Source organism: Kitasatospora sp. NPDC030952, from assembly GCF_055571335.1.
Map to the genome: position 1 here is coordinate 1 of NZ_JBVIFM010000046.1, position 18,995 is coordinate 18,995.

Sequence of the window (18,995 nt, forward strand, 5' to 3'; positions counted from 1 at the left end):
TTCGGTCGTCACAACCCGAATGCTGGACACCCTCCCTTCATGCCCGGAGCAGAATCGGCAAACCCAGCCGACTTCGGAACTACTCGTCTAGGCCCTGCCCGGCCCAGCTAGCCGGGCCCGGATCGGCCGGACAGGGACCTAGCTAGGCCCTGTCCGGCGGGTGCCCGGGGAGCGAGCTCCAGCAGTCCCGCATCGCCGCCAGTGCCTCGGTGATCGCCGGCCGGCGGGAGGCCTGGGAGCGCCAGAGCGCGAACACCCGCCGGCTCGGCTGGGAGGCGACCGGTCGGGCCGCCACCCCGGTCGGCAGCGGGCCCCGGCCGAGCCGGGGCACCACGGCCATCCCCAGTCCGGCCGCCACCAGGGCGATCTGGGTCTCGAAGTCGCCGACCTGGTACCGCACGTCCGGCTCCTCACCGGCCTCGCGAAGGGTGGTGACCAGCCAGTCGTGGCAGATGTTGCCCGGCGGCACGCTGATCCAGCGCTGCCCGCGCAGCCGCTCCACCGGCACCGCGTCCAGCGCCGCCAGTTCGTCCCCGGCGGGCAGTACCAGGTCCACCGGGTCCGTACCGAGGTCCAGCCGGGCGACCCCCTCCTGCACCGGCAGCGGCACCGTCGGCCAGTCCTGCACCAGCGCCAGGTCCACCTCGCCGCGCGCCACCAGCTCCGCCGCCGGGTACGGGTCGCTCTCCAGCAGCCGTACGTCCAGCTCCGGGCAGCGCTGCCGCAGTTCGGCCAGCACTCCGGGCATCAGCCCGCGCGCCCCGGTCGCGAAGGAGGCCACCAGAAGCCGTCCCACCGCCCGGCCGCGCTGCTCCTCCAGCCGCACCTCGGCCCGCTCCACCAGCCCCAGGACGGTCCGCGCGGTGGCGGCCAGCTCCCGCGCCGCGTCGGTCAGCACCACGCCCCGACCCTGGCGCTCCAGCAGCACCGTGCGGGTCTCCCGCTCCAGCTTGGCGATCTGCTGGGAGACCGCCGAGGGCGTGAACCCGAGGGCGGCCGCCGCCCCGCCGACCGAGCCGTGCACCGCCACCGCGTGCAGCGCCCGCAGGCGCCCGAGATCCATCATGTAGCAACCCTAAAGTGTCCGCTTCAGTGATCATCGCTGGTGCTACACGTTCCCGCGCCGCCATGCTCGACCCATGACCGCGACACCCGCCGCTCCGGCCGGCTCGACCATGAGCCCGCGCCACATCGCCCTGGCCGTCCTGGTGGCCGCCGTCTGGGGCCTCAACTTCGTCCTGATCCACATCGGCCTGGACAGCTTCCCGCCGCTGCTCTTCTGCGCCCTGCGGTTCGCCGTGGTCGCCGTGCCGGCGGTCTTCTTCGTCGGCCCGCCCAAGGTCGCCTGGCGCTGGGTGCTGGCGGTCGGCCTGGTCCTCGGGGTGGTGAAGTTTGGGCTGCTGTTCCTCGGCATGCACACCGGGATGCCGGCCGGCCTCTCCTCCCTGGTGCTCCAGGGCCAGGCCGGCTTCACCGCGCTGTTCGCCGCCGTCCTGCTGCGCGAGCGCCCGGGCCGGCGGCGGCTGCTCGGTCTGGCGCTGGCCTTCGCGGGCATCGCCCTGAGCGCCGTGGACCAGGGCCTGGGCGGGCCGTTCGAGGCCTTCGTCCTGGTGGTGCTGGCGGCCGTCGCCTGGGGCCTGTCCAACGTGCTCACCCGCAGGGCCGCGCCGCCGGACGCCCTGCGCTGGATGGTCTGGGTCAGCGCCGTCCCGCCGCTGCCGCTGCTGGCCCTGTCCCTGCTGGTCGAGGGCCCGGACGCGGACCTGCGCGCACTGCGCGGGATGACCCTCGGCGGGCTCGGCGTGATCGGCTACGTCGGGCTGCTCTCCACCCTGTTCGGCTTCGTCGCCTGGAGCTACCTGCTGCGCGGCTACGACGCCACCGCCGTGGCGCCCTACTCGCTGCTGGTGCCGGTCTTCGGGATGTCCTCGGCCTGGCTGCTGCTCGGCGAGCGGGTCACCCCGACGGCGGCCGCGGCGGCCCTGCTGGTGATCGCCGGGATCGGGATCACCGCGCTGCGCCCGGGGGCGCCGTCCGTGCCGGCGGCCCGGCCGCGAGGAAACGGGCCTCGGCCGCGCGCAGCACTCGCAGCAGCACCTCCTCGTCCCCGGGGCTGACCTCGCCGAAGTAGTCCTGCGCCACCTCGTCCCGGACCTGCCCGATCCGCTCCACCGCCGCGCGCCCGGCCTCGGTCAGCAGGATCCGGACGGCCCGCCGGTCCGCCGGGTCGGGGCGGCGCTCGACCAGCCCGGCGTCCTCCAGCGCGTCGACCACCGTGGTGGCCGAGCGCGGGGCGATGTGCAGCTGGTCGGCGAGGTCGCTCAGCCGCATCGCGCGGTCCGGCGCCTCGCAGCCGGGCACGTGGGCGAGCGTGCGCAGGGCCCGGGCCTGGCCGGGGGTGATGCCGTACGGCTCCAGCCGCCAGCTGGTCTGCCGGCGGATCCGCTTGATCGCCCTGGTCATCGCGTCCGCGAGCTCGGCGGTCGTGCCGGGGGCATCGGGCCGGGGCTCGGGGGAGGAGTCCGCCGGATCGTCGGTCGGCGTGGTGGTCATCGGCGGTCTCCTCGGCTGGCGTCGGCCCCAGCGTATCGGCCGGTTCCGGGCGGGCGGCCGACTGCGGGAAGTGATCGGAGAAATATGTTGAGCCTAGCTCAGTATCTACGTTACGGTACCGGCAAGTGAGGGCACCCTAAGTCCCCTCCCCGCCCTTGGAGCACCCATGCCCGTTTCCACCGCCCGCGTCGCCACCGACCGCCCCGCCCGCTACGCCAAGCAGCTCGCCGCCCACATGAGCCGCCGGATCGAGACCTCCTTCTCGCCGGAGACCGGCCGAGGCACCCTGGTCTTCCGCGCCGGCACCGCCACCCTGGAGGCCCAGCCGGACGCGCTGCTGCTCACGGTCGAGGGCGAGCGCGAGGACCTGCCCACCCTGGAGGACGTCGTCGGCCGGCACCTCGTCCGCTTCGGCGCCCGCGACGAGCTGGTCGTCGAGTGGCACCGCGACAACGGCGAGGCCGGCCTCGTCCACCGCAACGAGGAGGACGCCCCCGAGGAGGACGCCCCCGAGGAAGGTGCCACCGAGGAGGGCGCCACTGGGGAGGGCGCCCCCGAGGAAGGTGCCACCGAGGAGGGCGCCACTGGGGAGGGCGCCACCGAGGCCTGAGACCCTCAGCCGCCGGGCCGGGGCAACCACCGGTCCAGCGCCCACAGCACCAGGGTGGCCAGGCAGCAGCTGGCCACCACGTCCAGCACCCAGTGGTAGTCGCTCCACACCAGCCCCGCGCCCACCCCGAGCGCCAGCAGCCCCGCGCCCGCGGTCAGCCCCCGGGCCGTCCACCGCCCCGCCGCCCGCGCCAGCAGCAGCGCCGCCACGCCGTACGAGAACGTCGCCGTCGCGGTGTGCCCGGACGGGTACCAGCCCCACTGCCCCGGTACCAGCGGATCCCCGAGCGGGCCCGGCCGCGCGAACGCCGCCTTCGCCGGGACCACCAGCAGCGGGATCAGTGCCGCGGTCGCCGCGGCCACCGGCAACGGCAGCCACCAGCGCGCCACCCCCGCCCGGCGCCACCACCAGGCGGCCAGCCCGCCGGCCGCCAGCAGCACCGGCACGGCCGGGACCCCGCCGCCCAGGTCCGACAGCAGCCGGCCCAGCTGGTCCAGCAGGGCGCTCGGATGATCCCGGTGGGACGACCGGACGGCCGCGCGGACCGAGCGGTCCAGACCGAGCAGCGGCCCGTCCACCGCCACCTGCCAGGACACCGCCAGCAGCACCACGGCCGCCATCACCGGCACCGCCACCGACCGGGCCACCCGGCCCAGGACAGCGGACAGCCGCCCCGGAGCAGGGGGGAGAGCTCCGGGGCGGCTCTGATGATCGCCGTTCCGTGCGCCCCGGGGGGTGTGGGTCGGACGGTCGGTCGATCGGCCTTCGGTGTGTGCCGTCCCTTCCGGGACGGCCTGGTTGTCCTCGCGGCGCCCACGCGGACCCACCCTTCGGGGAGGCTCCGCGGACGGCTCCGCCAATGGCTGAGGCTCGCTGTCCATCTGTGATGACACTACGTCAACCACCCTTCCGCACCGAGCGCCTTCAGCGATTCCGCACATCATCTTCACCCCGCCCGGGACCGTCTGCGGACGCCGCCTCCGACGCCGCTTCCGGACGTCCGGACGGTCGTGCGAACCGGCCCCGACGGCCCTCGGCGAAACCGAACGGCCCGTGCGGACCAGAGGTCCCCACGGGCCGTTCAGCGCTGTCCGGAAATCCCTCCGGAGGGGGTTCACGACCTGGTGGACGACACCGCTCAGACGGCGGCGAACGCGGCCTCCAGGATGTCCAGGCCCTCGTTCAGCAGGTGCTCCGGCATGACCAGCGGCGGCAGGAAGCGCAGCACGTTGCCGTAGGTGCCGGCGGTCAGCACGACCAGGCCCTCGGCGTGGCACGCCTTGGCGATCGCCGCGGTGACCTCCGCGTTCGCCTCCTTGCCGCCCGGCTTCACCAGCTCGACGGCGACCATCGCGCCGCGGCCGCGGACCTCACCGATGCAGACTCGATCGGAGTGGGCGAACTTCTCCTGCATCGAGCGCAGCCGACCCAGCATGATCTCGCCGATCCGCTGCGCCTTGCCGACGAGGTCCTGCTCCTTCATGGTCTCGATGGCGCCCAGCGCGGCGGCGCACGCCACCGGGTTGCCGCCGTAGGTGCCGCCCAGGCCACCCGCGTGCGCGGCGTCCATGATCTCGGCGCGACCGGTCACCGCGGCCAGCGGCAGACCGCCGGCGATGCCCTTGGCGGTGGTGATCAGGTCCGGGACGATGCCCTCGTCCTCACACGCGAACCACTGGCCGGTGCGGCAGAAACCGGTCTGGATCTCGTCGGCGACGAACACGATCCCGTTCGCCTTCGCGTACTCCACGATGGCCGGCAGGAAGCCCTTGGCCGGCTCGATGAAGCCGCCCTCGCCCTGGATCGGCTCGATGATGATCGCGGCGACGTTCTCCGCGCCGATCTGCTTGTTGATGATGTCGATCGCCTGCGCGGCGGCCTCGGCGGCGCAGTTCTCCGCGCCCGTCAGCCAGCGGTACGGGTAGGCGACCGGCACCCGGTGGATCTCCGGCGCGAACGGACCGAAACCCTGCTTGTACGGCATGTTCTTCGCCGTCAGGCCCATGGTCAGGTTGGTGCGGCCGTGGTAGCCGTGGTCGAACACCACGACCGCGGTGCGCTTGGTGTAGGCGCGGGCGATCTTCACCGCGTTCTCGACCGCCTCGGCGCCCGAGTTGAACAGCGCCGTGCGCTTCTCGTGGTCACCCGGGGTCAGCTCGTTCAGCTGCTCGGCGACGGCCACGTAACCCTCGTACGGGGTCACCATGAAACAGGTGTGGGTGAAGGCGGCCAGCTGCTCGCTCGCCTTGGCCACCACGGCCTCGGCGCTGTTGCCGACGTTCGTCACGGCGATGCCGGAACCGAAGTCGATCAGCGAGTTGCCGTCCACGTCCTCCAGCACGCCGCCGTTGGCACGGGTGATGTACACCGGCAGGGTGGTGCCGACACCGGCCGCCACCGCACCCAGCTTGCGGGCCTGCAGCTCCTGCGACTTCGGACCCGGGATCGCGGTGACCAGACGGCGCTCCTGCGGGAGCGGCGTTACGGCGCTCATGGGGTATCTCCAGACTTCTCGGCTCGGTGCTTGGCAGGCTACGGCCGCCCTCCCCGACCGGGCATGCGCCACTCGGTAGCACTGCGCCGTCCGACTTGTCCGGCACGGCCAGCACGGGCGCCACGACTACCCGCAGGCCCCACTCCACTACCCTGAGCGCGGGCGTGTCGCCGGTACGGCGGCATGGGTATGGCGGCACCGACGGCGGTCGGGCCGGGCGGGCGAGGGAGCGGGGCCGTACATGGCACAGGACGGGTCACACCACCACGTCGAACACACCACCACCAGACCCCCCACCCCCCTGCCCCACCAACGGCCCGCCACGGCAACCGGCGGGGCCTTCGACCTCGCCGCCTGGGCCACCGCCCCGCGCCCCGAGGCCGAACCGGGCGTCTACCGGCTCGGCTACCGCCGCATCGACCCGGAACGCGCGGAGGCGGCCCGGGTCCCGACCTGGCCGCTGCTGCTGCGGGCGGGGCTCAACGTGGTGGTGGGGTGGCTGGCCTTCGTGTACGGGGTCGAGCTGGCCAAGGACGGGACCACGATCATCGGCGTCCTCCCGTCGCAGTCGGCCTTCGTCGCCCTCTCCGTGGTGCTGACCCTCAACGTCCTGGTCCTCGCCGTGGTCATCAAGGTCTTCGGCCGCATGGGCCGCTGGCCCGAGGTCTGGCGCCGCTACGTCGCCCCGCTGCTGTCGCGGACGGTGACCCAGGAGGAGCCCGCCGAGGAGGCGGGGCCGGCGGCGGAGGCGGCCCGCGGGCTGGGCCCGTGGGACGGGCTGCGCCGGGGCGGGGCGGTCGAGGCGGCGGCGCGGCTGGACGGGGAGGCGGTCGGCGACGTCGACTACGTGCGGATCCAGCGGGCCTGGGAGTCCGCGCAGGCGGATCCGGTGTTCCTGCCCGCCTTCACCGAGCAGGTGGCCGCCCGGGGCGCGGCGGCTTTCGCCCACCCCTCCGAGGCGCGTGAGCTGCCGGGGCGGGTGCGGCGGCACGATCTCCTGCTCGGCCAGGTCTGCCTCGGTGTGGCGCAGGACGTGCCGAAGAACCCCTTGAGCCACCGGGCGGCGGACTTCGCGCTGGACCCGGCGGTGCTGGGCACGTCGCTGCTGGCGGTGGGCCCGGCCGGGACGGGGAAGACGGCGCGGCTGGCCCGGCCGGTGGCGGAGGCGCTGTGCCTGCAGGCGCTGGCCGGGACCGCGTGCGCGGTGGTGGTCGGGGCTTCGGACGCCGACCTCGGGCCGGACGCCTGGTACGACGTGGTGATCGCGCCCGGCGACCCCGCCTCGGTGTACGGGCTGGACCTCTACGGCGCGGCGCAGGATCCGGACGAGGCCGCGGCCCGGCTGGCCGACGCGCTGCTGCCGGACGAGCTGACCGCGCGGGCGGAGAACGCGCGGACGGCGCTGCAGCAGGTGGTCGGCCCGTTCCACGCCGCGTACGGCCGCTACCCGGGGGTGCGCGAGCTGCGGGCGCTGCTGAGCGGTGATCCGGACGCGCTGGCGGCGCTGGTGAAGGCGCTGGGCGTGGCGGGCCGGCTGGCCGCGTACGAGCGGGACCTGGACCACCGGGAGCGGCAGCGCGGCCGGGCGGACGATCCGGGGTCGCTGTTGGCGGACCGGCTGGGGCTGCTGGAGCGGCCCGCCTTCGAGGGGGCGTTCGCGACGGACGGGACGGGCCGTCCGCCGTTCGCGATGCGGGTGCTGGACCACCCGCTGCGGGTGCGGGTGAAGCTGCCGGAGCGCAGTCACCCGGAGGCCGCCCGGATGCTGTCCCGGCTGGTGGTGGGGCAGTTCGTGCAGGCGGCCGGGGCGCGTGCGGACCGTTCGCTGTTCGCGGGCCTGGTGGTGGACGACGCCTCGGCCGCGCTGGACGCCGGCTCCGTCCGGGGCCTGCAGCGGATGCGCGGGGCGAACGCGGGTGCGGTGCTGCTGCTGCGCACCCTGGTGGACCTGCCGGAGGCGCTGCGGGCGCCGCTGTTCGGCGCGGTGGGCTGCCGGGTGGCCTTCCCCGGGATCGCGCCCTGGGACGGCCGGCTGTTCTCGGAGGCCTGGGGGACGCACCTGGTGCAGGAGACCGCGGTGACCCACACCCCCGACACCTCCGGCGGGGTGATGCGGCGGGCCGGGCGGCTGGGGCGGAAGGCCTTGTCGGGGACGACGGCGCAGACGGAGTCGGTGACGACGCGGGACGTGGAGCGGTTGCGGTGGTCGCCGTCGGATCTGGCGCACGCGCTGCCGGCCGGGCACGCGGTGGTGTCGTTGACGGCGGTGTCGGGGGAGCAGGTGCCGCCGTTGCTGGTGGACCTGCGGGGGTGAGCCGGGGCGGGGCCCGGAAGTCGCCTTCGAGGTGGATTCGGCCGTGCCGGTTGTCCGGGGCGTCCATAATGAAGGGGAGAGACCCTCACCAGACCCACTGCCCTCTCCTCGCCCGGCCGCAACGGCGCGGTCAGGTCGACCCCCCTTCGAAGGTGCCATGCCCCCCACACTCGCCTCCGTCGTCCGCAACAGTTCGCTCCACTTGACGGTGCTCGCCGGTGCGGACCACCTGGAGCGGCCGGTCCGCTGGGTGCACACCAGTGAGCTGGACGACCCGACGCCGTTCCTGGAGGGTGGCGAGCTGCTGCTCACCACCGGTATCAAGCTGGGCCGTACGGCAGCGCAGCTGCAGGCGTACGTGCACCGGCTGGCCGATGCCGGGGTGGTCGGGCTGGGGCTGGGGGTGGGACTGTCGCACACCGAGGTGCCGCAGCCGCTGGTGGACGCGGCGCAGCAGCGGGGGCTGCCGTTGCTGCGGGTGCCGGAGCCGACGCCGTTCATCGCGATCAGCAAGGTGGTGTCGGCGGCGCTGGCCGCGGAGCAGTACGAGGCGGTGACGACCAGTTTCGAGGCGCAGGAGGAGCTGACCCGGGCGGCGCTGGGCAAGGACGGCACGACGGCCGTGGTGCGTCGGCTGGCGGCCCGGCTGGGGGGCTGGGCGGCGCTGTACGACGGGTCGGGCGCGCTGTCGGTGGTGGCGCCGGACTGGGCGGCGCGGCGCGCGGGGCGGCTGGCGGCGGAGGTGGACCGGCTGCGCCGGCGGCCGGCGCCGTCGAGTGCGGCCCTGCAGGGGCGGTCGCCGGGGATAGACACGGCGGACGAGGACTACGTGGTGGTCCAGTCGCTGGGGGCGGACCGGCGGGCCCGGGGTTTCCTGGCGGTCGGCACCGAGGACCGGATCACGCCGACCGAGCGGTACGTGCTGAACGCGGCGGTGGCGCTGCTGACCCTCACCCTGGAGCGCTCGCGCGAGCTGCGGCAGGCCGAGGAGCGGATGGGCGCGGCGCTGTTGCGGATGGTGCTGGCGGGTGAGGTGGCGACGGCCCGGCAGGTGGCGGTGGGGCTGTTCGGCGGGATGCCGGAGGGGACGATACGGGTCCTGGTGGCCGGGGCCGGGCCGAACGCGGATGCCGCGGAGGCGCTGGTGGAGCTGGGGGACCGGGCCGAGCAGGCGGGTGCCCGGGTGGGCGAGAAGCTGCTGGTGGCGCGGGAGGAGGGCGCGCACGGGCCGCGGCTGATGGTGCTGGCGCCGGACAACGGCGCGGTGCACCGGGCCTGTCTGGGTGTGGTGGAGGAGCACGAGGGCCTGTCGCTGGGCGTGTCGGCGCCGGCCGCGCTGGAGGAGGCCGGTACGGCGTACGCCCAGGCGGAGCGGGCGCTGGCGGTGGCGCTGCGCGGTGGTCGGCGCTCGGTGGACCACGAGGAGGTCGGCGCGGGTTCGCTGCTGCCGCTGCTCGGGGAGGAAGCGGTGACGGCGTTCGCGGAGGGGCTGCTGCGGCCGTTGCGCGAGCACGACCGGACGGCCCGCGGTGACCTGGTGGCCTCGTTGCGGGCGTGGTTGTCCCGGCACGGGCAGTGGGACGCGGCGGCGGCGGACCTCGGGGTGCACCGGCACACGCTGCGCTACCGGATGCGCCGGGTCGAGGAGCTGCTGGGCCGGTCGCTGGACGACACGGACGTGCGGATGGAGCTGTGGCTGGCGCTGCGCTCGGGTGAGGAGTAGGCGCCGGGCTGGACGCGGTGGAGTGGCTCCGGACCGGAATACTCCTGGTCGGCCAATCCGGTCGGCCCGCCGTCGCACCTACCCTCGGGTTCGGGTCCCACGCCCGTGGGCCGTACGACGACGAGGAGAGGGCCGGTACCACGGTGACCACCACGTACGATTTCTGGCTCGCCGGCCGCCGGGCGAGCGGCGACGCCGCCTTCGAGGTGCACAACAGCTGGGACGGCCGTCTGGTCGGCAAGGTCAGCGTTCCGACCGAGGCACAGGTCGAGGAGGCGCTGGACGCCGCCGTGGCCGCGCTGCCGGTGTTCGCCGCCACCCCGGCGCACCAGCGGGCCGCCGCCCTGGACCACGTGGCCAAGCGGCTGGCGGAGCGCACCGAGGAGCTCGCCCGGCTGATCACCGCCGAGAACGGCAAGCCGATCAAGTGGGCCCGCGGTGAGGTCGGCCGCGCGGTGTCGGTCTTCCGCTGGGCCGCCGAGGAGGCGCGCCGCACCAACGGCGAGACGATGCGGCTGGACACCGACCCGGGCGGCGTGGGCCGTTTCGCGGTGGTGCGCCGCTTCCCGCGCGGTGTGGTGCTGGGGATCGCCCCGTTCAACTTCCCGCTGAACCTGGTCGCCCACAAGGTCGCCCCGGCGATCGCGGTCGGCGCCCCGATCATCCTCAAGCCGGCTCCGGCGACCCCGCTGTCGGCGATGGTGCTGGGCGAGATCCTGGCCGAGACGGACCTGCCGGCCGGTTCCTGGTCGATCCTGACCGTGCCGAACGACCGGATGCCGGCCCTGGTGCAGGACGCCCGGGTGCCGGTGATCTCCTTCACCGGTTCGGACAAGGTCGGCTACCAGATCATGGACTCGGTGCCGCGCAAGCACACCACCCTGGAGCTGGGCGGCAACGCCGCGGCCGTGGTGCTCGCCGACTGGTCCTCGGAAGCGGACCTGGACTGGGCGGCGACCCGGATCGCGATGTTCGCCAACTACCAGGGCGGCCAGTCCTGCATCTCGGTGCAGCGGGTGATCGCCGACGCGTCGGTGTACGACGCGCTGGTGGAGAAGGTCGTGGCCAAGGTCGGGGCGCAGGTCACCGGTGACCCGAACGACGACGCGACGGACGTCGGCCCGCTGGTCGACGAGAACGCCGCGAAGCGGGTGGAGTCCTGGGTGGACGACGCGGTCGCCAAGGGCGCCAAGGTGCTCGCCGGCGGGACCCGTGAGGGCGCGACCTACGCGCCGACCGTGCTGGCCGAGCTGCCCGCCGACGCGATCCTGGCGAAGGCCGAGGTGTTCGGCCCGGTGCTGTCGCTGCACCGGGTGGAGGGCGTGGACGAGGCCTTCGCGGCCGTCAACGACTCGCCGTTCGGCCTGCAGGCGGGCGTGTTCACCCACGACCTGCAGACCGCCTTCCGGGCCCACCGGGAGCTGGAGGTCGGCGGTGTGATCATCGGCGACGCGCCGTCCTACCGGGCCGACCAGATGCCGTACGGCGGCGTCAAGGACTCGGGTGTCGGCCGGGAGGGCGTCAAGTACGCGATGGAGGACTACACCGTCGAGAAGGTCATGGTCCTGACCGGTCTCGACCTCTGAGACATCTGAGACCTCTGAAGCCGCTGAGATCTCAGAGCGCCTGATCGACGGAGGGCCCGGTCCGCCACGGACCGGGCCCTCCGGCGTGGGTTCAGCCGTCGTGCCCGGCCACGGCGGCGACGGCCTCCGCGACGGTGGCGTCGCCGGCGACCAGCTCCAGGGTCTGCCCGGCGGTGCCGGGCTCGCGCAGCAGTGCGGCCAGGACGACGGCCACGTCGGCCCGGTCGACCGCGCCGGGGCCGGTGGAGGGGGCGAGCCGGACCAGGCCGGTGCCGGGGCCGTCGGTGAGCCGTCCGGGGCGCAGCACCGTCCAGTCGAGTGAGGTGCGGGCGCGGACGGCGTCGTCGGCGGCGCCCTTGGCCCGCAGGTAGGTCTCGAAGACCTCGTCGGCCGGGTACCGGGCGGTGGCGTCGGCGCCCATCGAGGAGACCATCAGGTAGCGCCGGACCCCGGCGAGTTCGGCGGCGTCGGCGAGCAGGACGGCCGCGTCGCGGTCGACGGTGTTCTTGCGGGCGGCGCCGCTGCCCGGGCCGGCGCCGGCGGCGAAGACCACGGCGTCGGTGTCGGTGAGCAGGGCGGCGAGCTGCGGGGCGGTGGCGGACTCCAGGTCGAGCAGCAGCGGCTCGGCACCGACGGCGACGAGGTCCTGGGCGTGTTCGGGGCGGCGGATGATCCCGGCGGGTCGGTCGCCGCGGTAGGCGAGCAGCCGTTCGAGCCTCAGCGCGATCTGTCCGTGGCCTCCGGCGATGACGGTACGCATGGGTCCGACGGTAGCCCGAGGGGGCGGTGGTCGTCCTGGGCAAGGTCTCGGACAGGACACAATGGGCGCATGACTTCGCTCGCCCACCCGCAGCTGCGTTTCACGCCCACCGTGGCGGACCCCTCCGGCCCCCGGGAGCTGGTGATCCTCGGTTCCACCGGTTCGATCGGCACCCAGGCCATCGATGTGGTGCTCCGCAACCCGGACCGGTTCCGGGTGGTCGCCCTGTCGGCGGCCGGCGGCCGGGTGGGGCTGCTGGCCGAGCAGGCGCTGCGGCTGGGCGTGCACACCGTGGCGGTGGCCGATCCGGCGGCCGAGCCGGCGCTGCGCGAGGCGCTGGCGGCGGGGGCGGCGGGGCGTCCGCTGCCGGCCGTGCTGGTGGGGCCGGACGCGGCGACCGAGCTGGCCGCGATGGAGTGCCACTCGGTGCTGAACGGCATCACCGGTTCGATCGGCCTGCGGCCGACGCTGGCCGCGCTGCGGGCGGGCCGGGTGCTGGTGCTGGCCAACAAGGAGTCGCTGATCGTCGGCGGCCCGCTGGTGAAGGCGGAGGCGAAGCCGGGCCAGATCGTGCCGGTGGACTCCGAGCACGCGGCGCTGTTCCAGGCGCTGGCCGGCGGCACCCGGGCGGAGGTCCGCAAGCTGGTGGTGACGGCGAGCGGCGGCCCGTTCCGGACCCGTACCCGGGAGCAGCTGGCCGGGGTGACCCCGCAGGACGCGCTGGCGCACCCGACCTGGGCGATGGGCCCGGTGGTGACGATCAACTCGGCGACCCTGGTCAACAAGGGCCTGGAGGTGATCGAGGCGCACCTGCTCTACGACGTGCCCTTCGAGCGGATCGAGGTCGTCGTCCATCCGCAGTCGGTGGTGCACTCGATGGTGGAGTTCACCGACGGTTCGACGCTGGCGCAGGCCAGCCCGCCGGACATGCGGATGCCGATCGCGTTGGGTCTGGGCTGGCCGGACCGGGTGCCGGAGGCGGCCCCCGGCTGCGACTGGACCAAGGCCGCGACCTGGGAGTTCTTCCCGCTGGACAACGAGGCGTTCCCGGCCGTGGAGCTGGCCCGTGAGGTGGGCACTCTGGGCGGAACGGCGCCGGCGGTGTTCAATGCCGCGAACGAGGAGTGCGTGGAGGCCTTCCTGAAGGGCCGCCTCGCCTTCACCGGGATCGTGGACACTGTTGCGAAGGTCGTGGCCGAGCACGGACAGTCCGACGGCCGGGTGGCCGCGTCGGGAACTTCCCTGACCGTCGAGGACGTCCTGCACGCGGAGGACTGGGCGCGCGCCCGGGCCCGCGAGCTGGCGGCGGGCTGACGGCGCCGACTCCGGCGGCGGTGCCCGGCGGGAAGCCGATCGCGGCACGGCACGGATCGCGGTACGACGAGACGATGAGCGGAGCGGCATGACGGAGGGCCAGCGGTGGCAACGGTTTTGACGGTGGTAGGCATCCTGGTCTTCGTGGTCGGGCTGCTCATCTCGATCGCCTGGCACGAGCTCGGCCACCTCTCCACGGCCAAGCTGTTCGGCATCCGGGTGCCGCAGTACATGGTCGGCTTCGGCCCGACCATCTGGTCGCGCCGGAATGGTGAGACCGAGTACGGCTTCAAGGCGATCCCGTTCGGCGGGTACATCCGGATGATCGGGATGTTCCCGCCGGGCGAGGACGGCCGGATCACCAAGCGGAGCAGCTCGCCCTGGCGGACCATGATCGAGGACGCCCGTGAGGCCTCCTACGAGGAGCTCCAGGAGGGTGACGAGAGCCGGCTGTTCTACACCCGCAAGCCCTGGAAGCGGGTCATCGTCATGTTCGCCGGGCCGTTCATGAACCTGATCCTGGCGTTCGGGCTGTTCCTGACGGTGATGATGGGTTTCGGCGTCTCCATGGCGGTGCCGACCATCGGCTCGGTCGCCCAGTGCGTGGTCAAGGCCGGGCAGCCCACCGACACCTGCCCCGCGGACGCGCCCAAGACCCCGGCCAACGAGGTGGGCCTGCGCCAGGGCGACAAGGTGCTCTCCTTCGACGGCGACCGGATCCGCGACTACGACCAGCTCCAGGCGGACATCCGGAAGTCGGCCGGCAAGCAGGTGGCGATCGTCGTGGAGCGCGGGGGTCAGCAGCTCACCTTCACGCCCACCATCGCCGTCAACGACGTGCAGAAGTACGACGGGAACGGCGTGCCGGTGAAGGGCCAGACCGTCCAGGCCGGGTTCCTCGGCTTCACCCCGAAGAGCGACACCGTCCAGCTCGGCTTCGGGCAGTCGGTCGACCGGATGTACGACATGGCCGAGAACGGGGTGAAGTCGCTGGCCGCGCTGCCCGGCAAGATCCCGGGCCTGTGGAACGCCGTCGTGGGCGACGCCCCGCGCGACCCGGACTCGCCGATCGGCATGGTCGGCGCCGCCCGGGTCAGCGGCGAGGTGTTCTCGCTGCACGAGTCGGCCACCCAGCGGATCGCGATCTTCGTGAACCTGCTGGCCGGCATCAACCTGTCGCTCTTCCTGTTCAACATGCTGCCGCTGCTGCCGCTGGACGGCGGCCACATCGCCGGCGCGGTCTGGGAGTCGGTCCGGCGCCGCTTCGCACAACTGTTCCGGCGGCCCGATCCGGGCCCCTTCGACGTCGCCAAACTGATGCCGGTCGCGTACGTCGTGGCCAGTATCTTCATCGGATTCACCCTGCTGGTGATGGTGGCCGACCTGGTGAACCCGGTGAAGATCGGCTAGGGCGTTCGGGTACGGCGGGTGTGCTGGGCGCCCGGACCGTGCCGTACCGTGGAGGCCGGGTGCGCGATAGTCCGCGCGCCCGGCCTCGGCCGTCCCAACGGCCAGGCGGTCGACCACACCTCAACCCCGGGGAACCCTGCGCACATGACCGCGATCTCGCTCGGTATTCCGTCCCTGCCGCTCAAGCCGCTCGCCAAGCGCCGCTACTCCCGGCAGATCATGGTCGGCAACGTGCCGGTCGGCGGCGACGCCCCCGTCTCGGTCCAGTCCATGACCACCACGGTCACCTCGGACATCAACGCCACGCTGCAGCAGATCGCCCAGCTCACCGCGTCCGGCTGCCAGATCGTCCGGGTCGCCGTCCCCTCCCAGGACGACGCCGACGCGCTGCCGATCATCGCCAAGAAGTCGCAGATCCCGGTCATCGCCGACATCCACTTCCAGCCGAAGTACGTCTTCGCCGCGATCGACGCCGGCTGTGCCGCCGTGCGCGTCAACCCCGGCAACATCAAGGCCTTCGACGACAAGGTCGGCGAGATCGCCAAGGCCGCCAAGGACGCCGGGGTGCCGATCCGGATCGGCGTCAACGCCGGCTCGCTCGACAAGCGGCTGCTGGAGAAGTACGGCAAGGCCACCCCGGAGGCGCTGGTCGAGTCCGCGCTGTGGGAGTGCTCGCTGTTCGAGGAGCACGACTTCCGCGACATCAAGATCTCGGTCAAGCACAACGACCCGGTCGTGATGATCCAGGCCTACCGCCAGCTCGCCGCCGCCTGCGACTACCCGCTGCACCTGGGCGTCACCGAGGCCGGTCCGGCCTTCCAGGGCACCATCAAGTCCGCGGTCGCCTTCGGCGCGCTGCTCGCCGAGGGCATCGGCGACACCATCCGGGTCTCGCTGTCGGCCCCGCCGGCCGAGGAGATCAAGGTCGGCAACCAGATCCTGGAGTCGCTCGGGCTGCGCCAGCGCGGGCTGGAGATCGTCTCCTGCCCGTCCTGCGGCCGCGCCCAGGTCGATGTCTACAAGCTCGCGGAGGAGGTCACCGCCGGGCTGGAGGGCATGGAGGTGCCGCTGCGGGTCGCCGTCATGGGCTGCGTGGTGAACGGGCCGGGCGAGGCCCGCGAGGCCGACCTCGGGGTCGCCTCCGGCAACGGCAAGGGGCAGATCTTCGTCAAGGGGCAGGTGATCAAGACCGTTCCCGAGTCGAAGATCGTCGAGACCCTGATCGAGGAGGCGCTCAAGCTCGCCGAGCAGATGCAGGAGGAGGGCGTCGAGGCCGGTTCGCCGACCGTCGTCGCCGCGGAGTGACCGCGGGGCGGTCACGGCGCTGGGCGACCGCGGGGCGGTCACGGCGCTGGGCGACCGCGGGTGACCGTGACCGCCGGGCGGTCCGGACACGACCGCAGTGAAGTCTTCCGGAGGCGGGGCCGTCCGTTCGCGGACGGCCCCGCGGCCGTAGCCGGGTGGGGCCACGGAGTAGGGTGCGGCCAGAGTCGTCTCAGTGAGGTGCGGTCTCGATGATCGATCGAGGTGTGATGCTCCCCAGCTCCTTCCAGGCCGCCCGGGCACTGGCCACCACCCGTGTGCTGGAGCCGCCCGACCTCGCGGACGCCCTGGAGATCCTGCACCGCGACCCGGTCGCCAACGCCTTCGTGGCCACCCGGGTCGAGGCCGTCGGGCTGGACCCGTGGCGGCTCGGCGGGGAGATGTGGGGCTGGTACGACGGGGACGGCGTGCTCGCCGCCCTCTGCTACGCCGGGGCGAACCTCGTCCTGGTCAACGCCGGGCCGCAGGCCGTCGCGGCCTTCGCGGAGCGGGCCCGGCGGCAGGGGCGGCGCTGCTCCTCGATCGTCGGACCGGCCGGCTCGACCGCCGCCTTCTGGGCACTGCTGGAGCGGAGTTGGGGACCGGCGCGTGAAGTCCGGGGCCACCAGCCGCTGTTGGCGACCTCCTCGCCGTCGGCGGAGATCGCGCCCGATCCGCTGGTGCGGAGGGTGCGGCGCAGCGAGGTGGAGGCGCTGATGCCCGCCTGCGTGGCGATGTTCACCGAGGAGGTCGGGGTCTCGCCGCTGGCCGGGGACGGCGGGCTGCTCTACCAGGCCCGGGTGGCCGAACTCGTCACCAGTGGACGGGCGTTCGCGCGCTTCGCCGAGGACGGACAGGTGGTCTTCAAGGCCGAGGTCGGGGCGGTGACCCAGGGGGCCTGCCAGATCCAGGGGGTCTGGGTGGCGCCGGAGTACCGGGGGCAGGGATTGTCCGAGACCGGGATGGCGGCGGTGCTGGAGGTCGCGCTGCGGGAGGTCGCTCCGGTGGTCTCGCTGTACGTCAACGACTTCAACCTGCGGGCCCGGGCGGCCTACCGGCGGGTGGGGTTCCGGGAGGTCGGGGCGTTCATGAGCGTGCTCTTCTGAGCCCGCCCGGGGGTGGGGTCGCGTTGTGGTGCGGTTCGCCGCTGTTTCGCCGGTTGTTGGGTTCCGATCTTCGGCCGCGCCACGGGGCGGCTGGTAGTAACGTCCGGAGCATGGATCAGCTGACCGGCGTGACGATCGAGGCCATCGACCTCGCGGCCTGGGCGCCGCAGGCGCTGGGGGTCCAGGCGGTGGCGTTCGGGCTCACGCCCGAGGAGGTCGCGGTACGGCTGCACATCGTGGGGCGGCACGCCCTCCAGCCCGGGGTGATCGCGTTCGGGGCGATGAGCGAGGGGCGGCTGGTCGGGTTCGGGTACGGGATGCCGAACCAGCGGGAGCACTGGTGGAGCACCGTCATCGAGCCGTACCTGACCTCCAGGGGGTACGGGGACTGGCTGGACGGCGTGTTCGCGGTCACCGAACTGCACGTGCTGCCGGAGTACCAGGGGCAGGGCGTGGGGTCGCGGTTGATCCGGCTGCTCTGCGAGGGATCGGGGCTGGAGCGCAGCATCCTGTCGGCGATCGACGCGGAGACGCCGGCCCGGCGGCTCTACCGGGCGCTGGGGTACCAGGACCTGGCCCGTGCGGTGCGGTTCCCGGCCACGGACCGGCTGTACGCGGTGATGGGGGCGGGGCTTCCGTTGCGGCGGCTCGGGGACAGGGCCTAGACGGCGGCTCGGGGAGCCGGGCACGGGGTGAGGGCCTGGGCGGAGGTGCGGGGTGAGGGCCTGGGTGGAGGTGCGGGGTGAGGGCCTGGGTGGAGGTGCGGGGGCAGGACCTAGGCGGAGAGGTGGTCGGCGAACTCCAGGTGGAGTTCGGCGTCTTCGTGGTGGCCGGTGGTCAGGGCGCGCAGGGCCAGGTCGACGGCGCGGAAGAGGGTCCAGCCGCGCAGGCGGTCCCGGTCGACGTCGAGGGCCTCGGCGAGTTGGTGGAGCCGGCGGCGGACCGCGGCGGGGGCACCGGGGGAGCCGATCAGGGTGTCCGCGCGGTCCAGGGCGAGCCGGGCCAGGTCGTAGGCGCGTTCGCCGGTCAGCGGGCGGGGATCGATCGCCAGCCAGGGGGCTCGGTCGGCGGCGAGGACGTTGCCGTGGTGGAAGTCGCCGTGCAGTAGGAAGGTTTCGCTCGCGTCGCCGGCCAGGGCTCCGGCGGTGGTCAGGGCCTCGTCGGCGAGGGGCAGTGCGGCGGCCGCGACGGGGTGGGTGCGGTGGGCTTCGAGGCGGGCGGCGGTGTCCGCGATCCGGTCGGCGGGGGTGGGCAGGGCGGTTCCGGCGGGCGGCTCCACCCAGAGGCGGTGCAGCAGGCTGGTGGCCTCCAGCATGGCCTTGGGCTCGGCGAGGGAGCGCAGCGGGATCGATCCGTGCAGGCGCTCCAGCAGGAGGACGCCCTCGGCGGGGTCGGCGTCCAGCAGGAGCACGGCGCCGCGGCCGGCCCAGTGGGTCAGGGCGGTGTGCTCGTGGGCGGTCTCGGGGGTGACCAGGCCGGCCTTGAGGACGGCGGGGGAGAGGTCGTCGCGGTGGACGTACGCGATCAGGCTCAGGCTGCCGCCAGGGTCCAGGGTGCGTTCGAGGGTGAGGTTCCAGCGGGCCAGGTGGGTGGTGACTGCGGTCGGCAGAGCGGTGAGCCACTGGCGGCCTTGGGTGCCGTGGGTGGCGGTGATGGTGGTGGTGAGGTGGGTGGGGATGGTGATGTTTGCTCCCGGCATGGGTCCATTGTCGGTGGTGTGGGGGGCCCCTGCGCGGGGCTGGTGTTGTGGGGGTGGGCTTTCGGGAGGGTGGGTGGCCGGGGGCGGTTCCGGGGGTGGGCGCTCCGGGGGCTGGGTGATTTTC

16 protein-coding genes are annotated in these 18,995 nt (G+C 73.7%); 10 read left to right on the plus strand and 6 right to left on the minus strand.

Going from position 1 to position 18,995, the window contains the following annotated elements; translation table 11 throughout:
• Positions 1-142: 142 nt before the first annotated feature.
• Positions 143-1,066 (minus strand): LysR family transcriptional regulator, encoded by a 924-nt coding sequence (locus ACZ47G_RS39120; RefSeq protein WP_465751203.1) that lies wholly within the window; start codon positions 1,064-1,066, stop codon positions 143-145.
• Between the two features lie 109 nt (positions 1,067-1,175).
• Between ACZ47G_RS39120 and ACZ47G_RS39125 the strand changes: the two genes are divergently transcribed.
• Positions 1,176-2,117, plus strand: coding sequence for an EamA family transporter (locus tag ACZ47G_RS39125; RefSeq protein ID WP_465751227.1), 942 nt, complete (start codon positions 1,176-1,178; stop codon positions 2,115-2,117).
• On the opposite strand, the gene ACZ47G_RS39130 is transcribed toward ACZ47G_RS39125, so the two are convergent.
• Positions 2,008-2,553 (minus strand): MarR family winged helix-turn-helix transcriptional regulator, encoded by a 546-nt coding sequence (locus tag ACZ47G_RS39130; RefSeq protein WP_465751205.1) that lies wholly within the window; start codon positions 2,551-2,553, stop codon positions 2,008-2,010. The two genes, ACZ47G_RS39125 and ACZ47G_RS39130, sit on opposite strands and share 110 nt — an antisense overlap.
• A gap of 166 nt (positions 2,554-2,719) precedes the next feature.
• Here ACZ47G_RS39130 and ACZ47G_RS39135 point away from each other — a divergent pair, with 166 nt between their 5' ends.
• The gene (locus tag ACZ47G_RS39135; RefSeq protein WP_465751207.1) at positions 2,720-3,163 is read left to right on the plus strand and encodes a DUF2218 domain-containing protein; all 444 of its coding nucleotides are present in this window, start codon (positions 2,720-2,722) and stop codon (positions 3,161-3,163) included.
• Positions 3,164-3,168: 5 nt separating this feature from the next.
• Here the strand turns inward: ACZ47G_RS39135 and ACZ47G_RS39140 are convergent, their stop codons facing one another.
• Entirely contained in the window at positions 3,169-3,810 is a 642-nt protein-coding gene (locus ACZ47G_RS39140; RefSeq protein WP_465751209.1) for a phosphatase PAP2 family protein, read from the minus strand.
• A gap of 491 nt (positions 3,811-4,301) precedes the next feature.
• On the minus strand, positions 4,302-5,657 hold the full coding sequence (gene gabT / locus ACZ47G_RS39145; protein WP_465751211.1) for a 4-aminobutyrate--2-oxoglutarate transaminase: 1,356 nt from the start codon (positions 5,655-5,657) through the stop codon (positions 4,302-4,304).
• Between the two features lie 241 nt (positions 5,658-5,898).
• Between gabT and ACZ47G_RS39150 the strand changes: the two genes are divergently transcribed.
• From ACZ47G_RS39150 to ACZ47G_RS39160, 3 genes are all read left to right on the plus strand, one after another.
• The gene (locus tag ACZ47G_RS39150; protein ID WP_465751213.1) at positions 5,899-7,971 is read left to right on the plus strand and encodes a type IV secretory system conjugative DNA transfer family protein; all 2,073 of its coding nucleotides are present in this window, start codon (positions 5,899-5,901) and stop codon (positions 7,969-7,971) included.
• 157 nt (positions 7,972-8,128) lie between these two features.
• On the plus strand, positions 8,129-9,694 hold the full coding sequence (locus ACZ47G_RS39155) for a PucR family transcriptional regulator (RefSeq protein WP_380461476.1): 1,566 nt from the start codon (positions 8,129-8,131) through the stop codon (positions 9,692-9,694).
• A 143-nt stretch (positions 9,695-9,837) separates the two neighbouring features.
• Entirely contained in the window at positions 9,838-11,280 is a 1,443-nt protein-coding gene (locus tag ACZ47G_RS39160) for an aldehyde dehydrogenase family protein (RefSeq protein WP_465751215.1), read from the plus strand.
• A 91-nt stretch (positions 11,281-11,371) separates the two neighbouring features.
• Here the strand turns inward: ACZ47G_RS39160 and ACZ47G_RS39165 are convergent, their stop codons facing one another.
• The gene (locus tag ACZ47G_RS39165; protein WP_465751217.1) at positions 11,372-12,040 is read right to left on the minus strand and encodes an NAD(P)H-binding protein; all 669 of its coding nucleotides are present in this window, start codon (positions 12,038-12,040) and stop codon (positions 11,372-11,374) included.
• A 69-nt stretch (positions 12,041-12,109) separates the two neighbouring features.
• On the opposite strand from ACZ47G_RS39165, the gene dxr reads away from it, so the two are divergent.
• The 5 genes from dxr (at position 12,110) to ACZ47G_RS39190 (ending at position 17,837) form a co-directional block, all read left to right on the plus strand.
• Positions 12,110-13,354, plus strand: a complete 1,245-nt coding sequence (gene dxr / locus ACZ47G_RS39170) for a 1-deoxy-D-xylulose-5-phosphate reductoisomerase (RefSeq protein WP_465751219.1) — start codon at positions 12,110-12,112, stop codon at positions 13,352-13,354.
• A 105-nt stretch (positions 13,355-13,459) separates the two neighbouring features.
• Positions 13,460-14,764 (plus strand): M50 family metallopeptidase, encoded by a 1,305-nt coding sequence (locus tag ACZ47G_RS39175; protein WP_465751221.1) that lies wholly within the window; start codon positions 13,460-13,462, stop codon positions 14,762-14,764.
• A 144-nt stretch (positions 14,765-14,908) separates the two neighbouring features.
• Positions 14,909-16,069: a flavodoxin-dependent (E)-4-hydroxy-3-methylbut-2-enyl-diphosphate synthase gene (gene ispG, locus ACZ47G_RS39180; protein WP_030290407.1), complete on the plus strand. Its 1,161-nt coding sequence runs from the start codon at positions 14,909-14,911 to the stop codon at positions 16,067-16,069.
• Positions 16,070-16,296: 227 nt separating this feature from the next.
• Positions 16,297-17,172, plus strand: coding sequence for a GNAT family N-acetyltransferase (locus ACZ47G_RS39185; protein ID WP_465751229.1), 876 nt, complete (start codon positions 16,297-16,299; stop codon positions 17,170-17,172).
• A 110-nt stretch (positions 17,173-17,282) separates the two neighbouring features.
• Positions 17,283-17,837 carry a GNAT family N-acetyltransferase gene (locus ACZ47G_RS39190; RefSeq protein ID WP_465751223.1) on the plus strand — a complete coding sequence of 185 codons (555 nt, stop codon included), beginning with the start codon at positions 17,283-17,285 and terminating at the stop codon, positions 17,835-17,837.
• A 110-nt stretch (positions 17,838-17,947) separates the two neighbouring features.
• On the opposite strand, the gene ACZ47G_RS39195 is transcribed toward ACZ47G_RS39190, so the two are convergent.
• Positions 17,948-18,871 (minus strand): aminoglycoside phosphotransferase family protein, encoded by a 924-nt coding sequence (locus ACZ47G_RS39195; RefSeq protein WP_465751225.1) that lies wholly within the window; start codon positions 18,869-18,871, stop codon positions 17,948-17,950.
• Positions 18,872-18,995 lie beyond the last annotated feature (124 nt).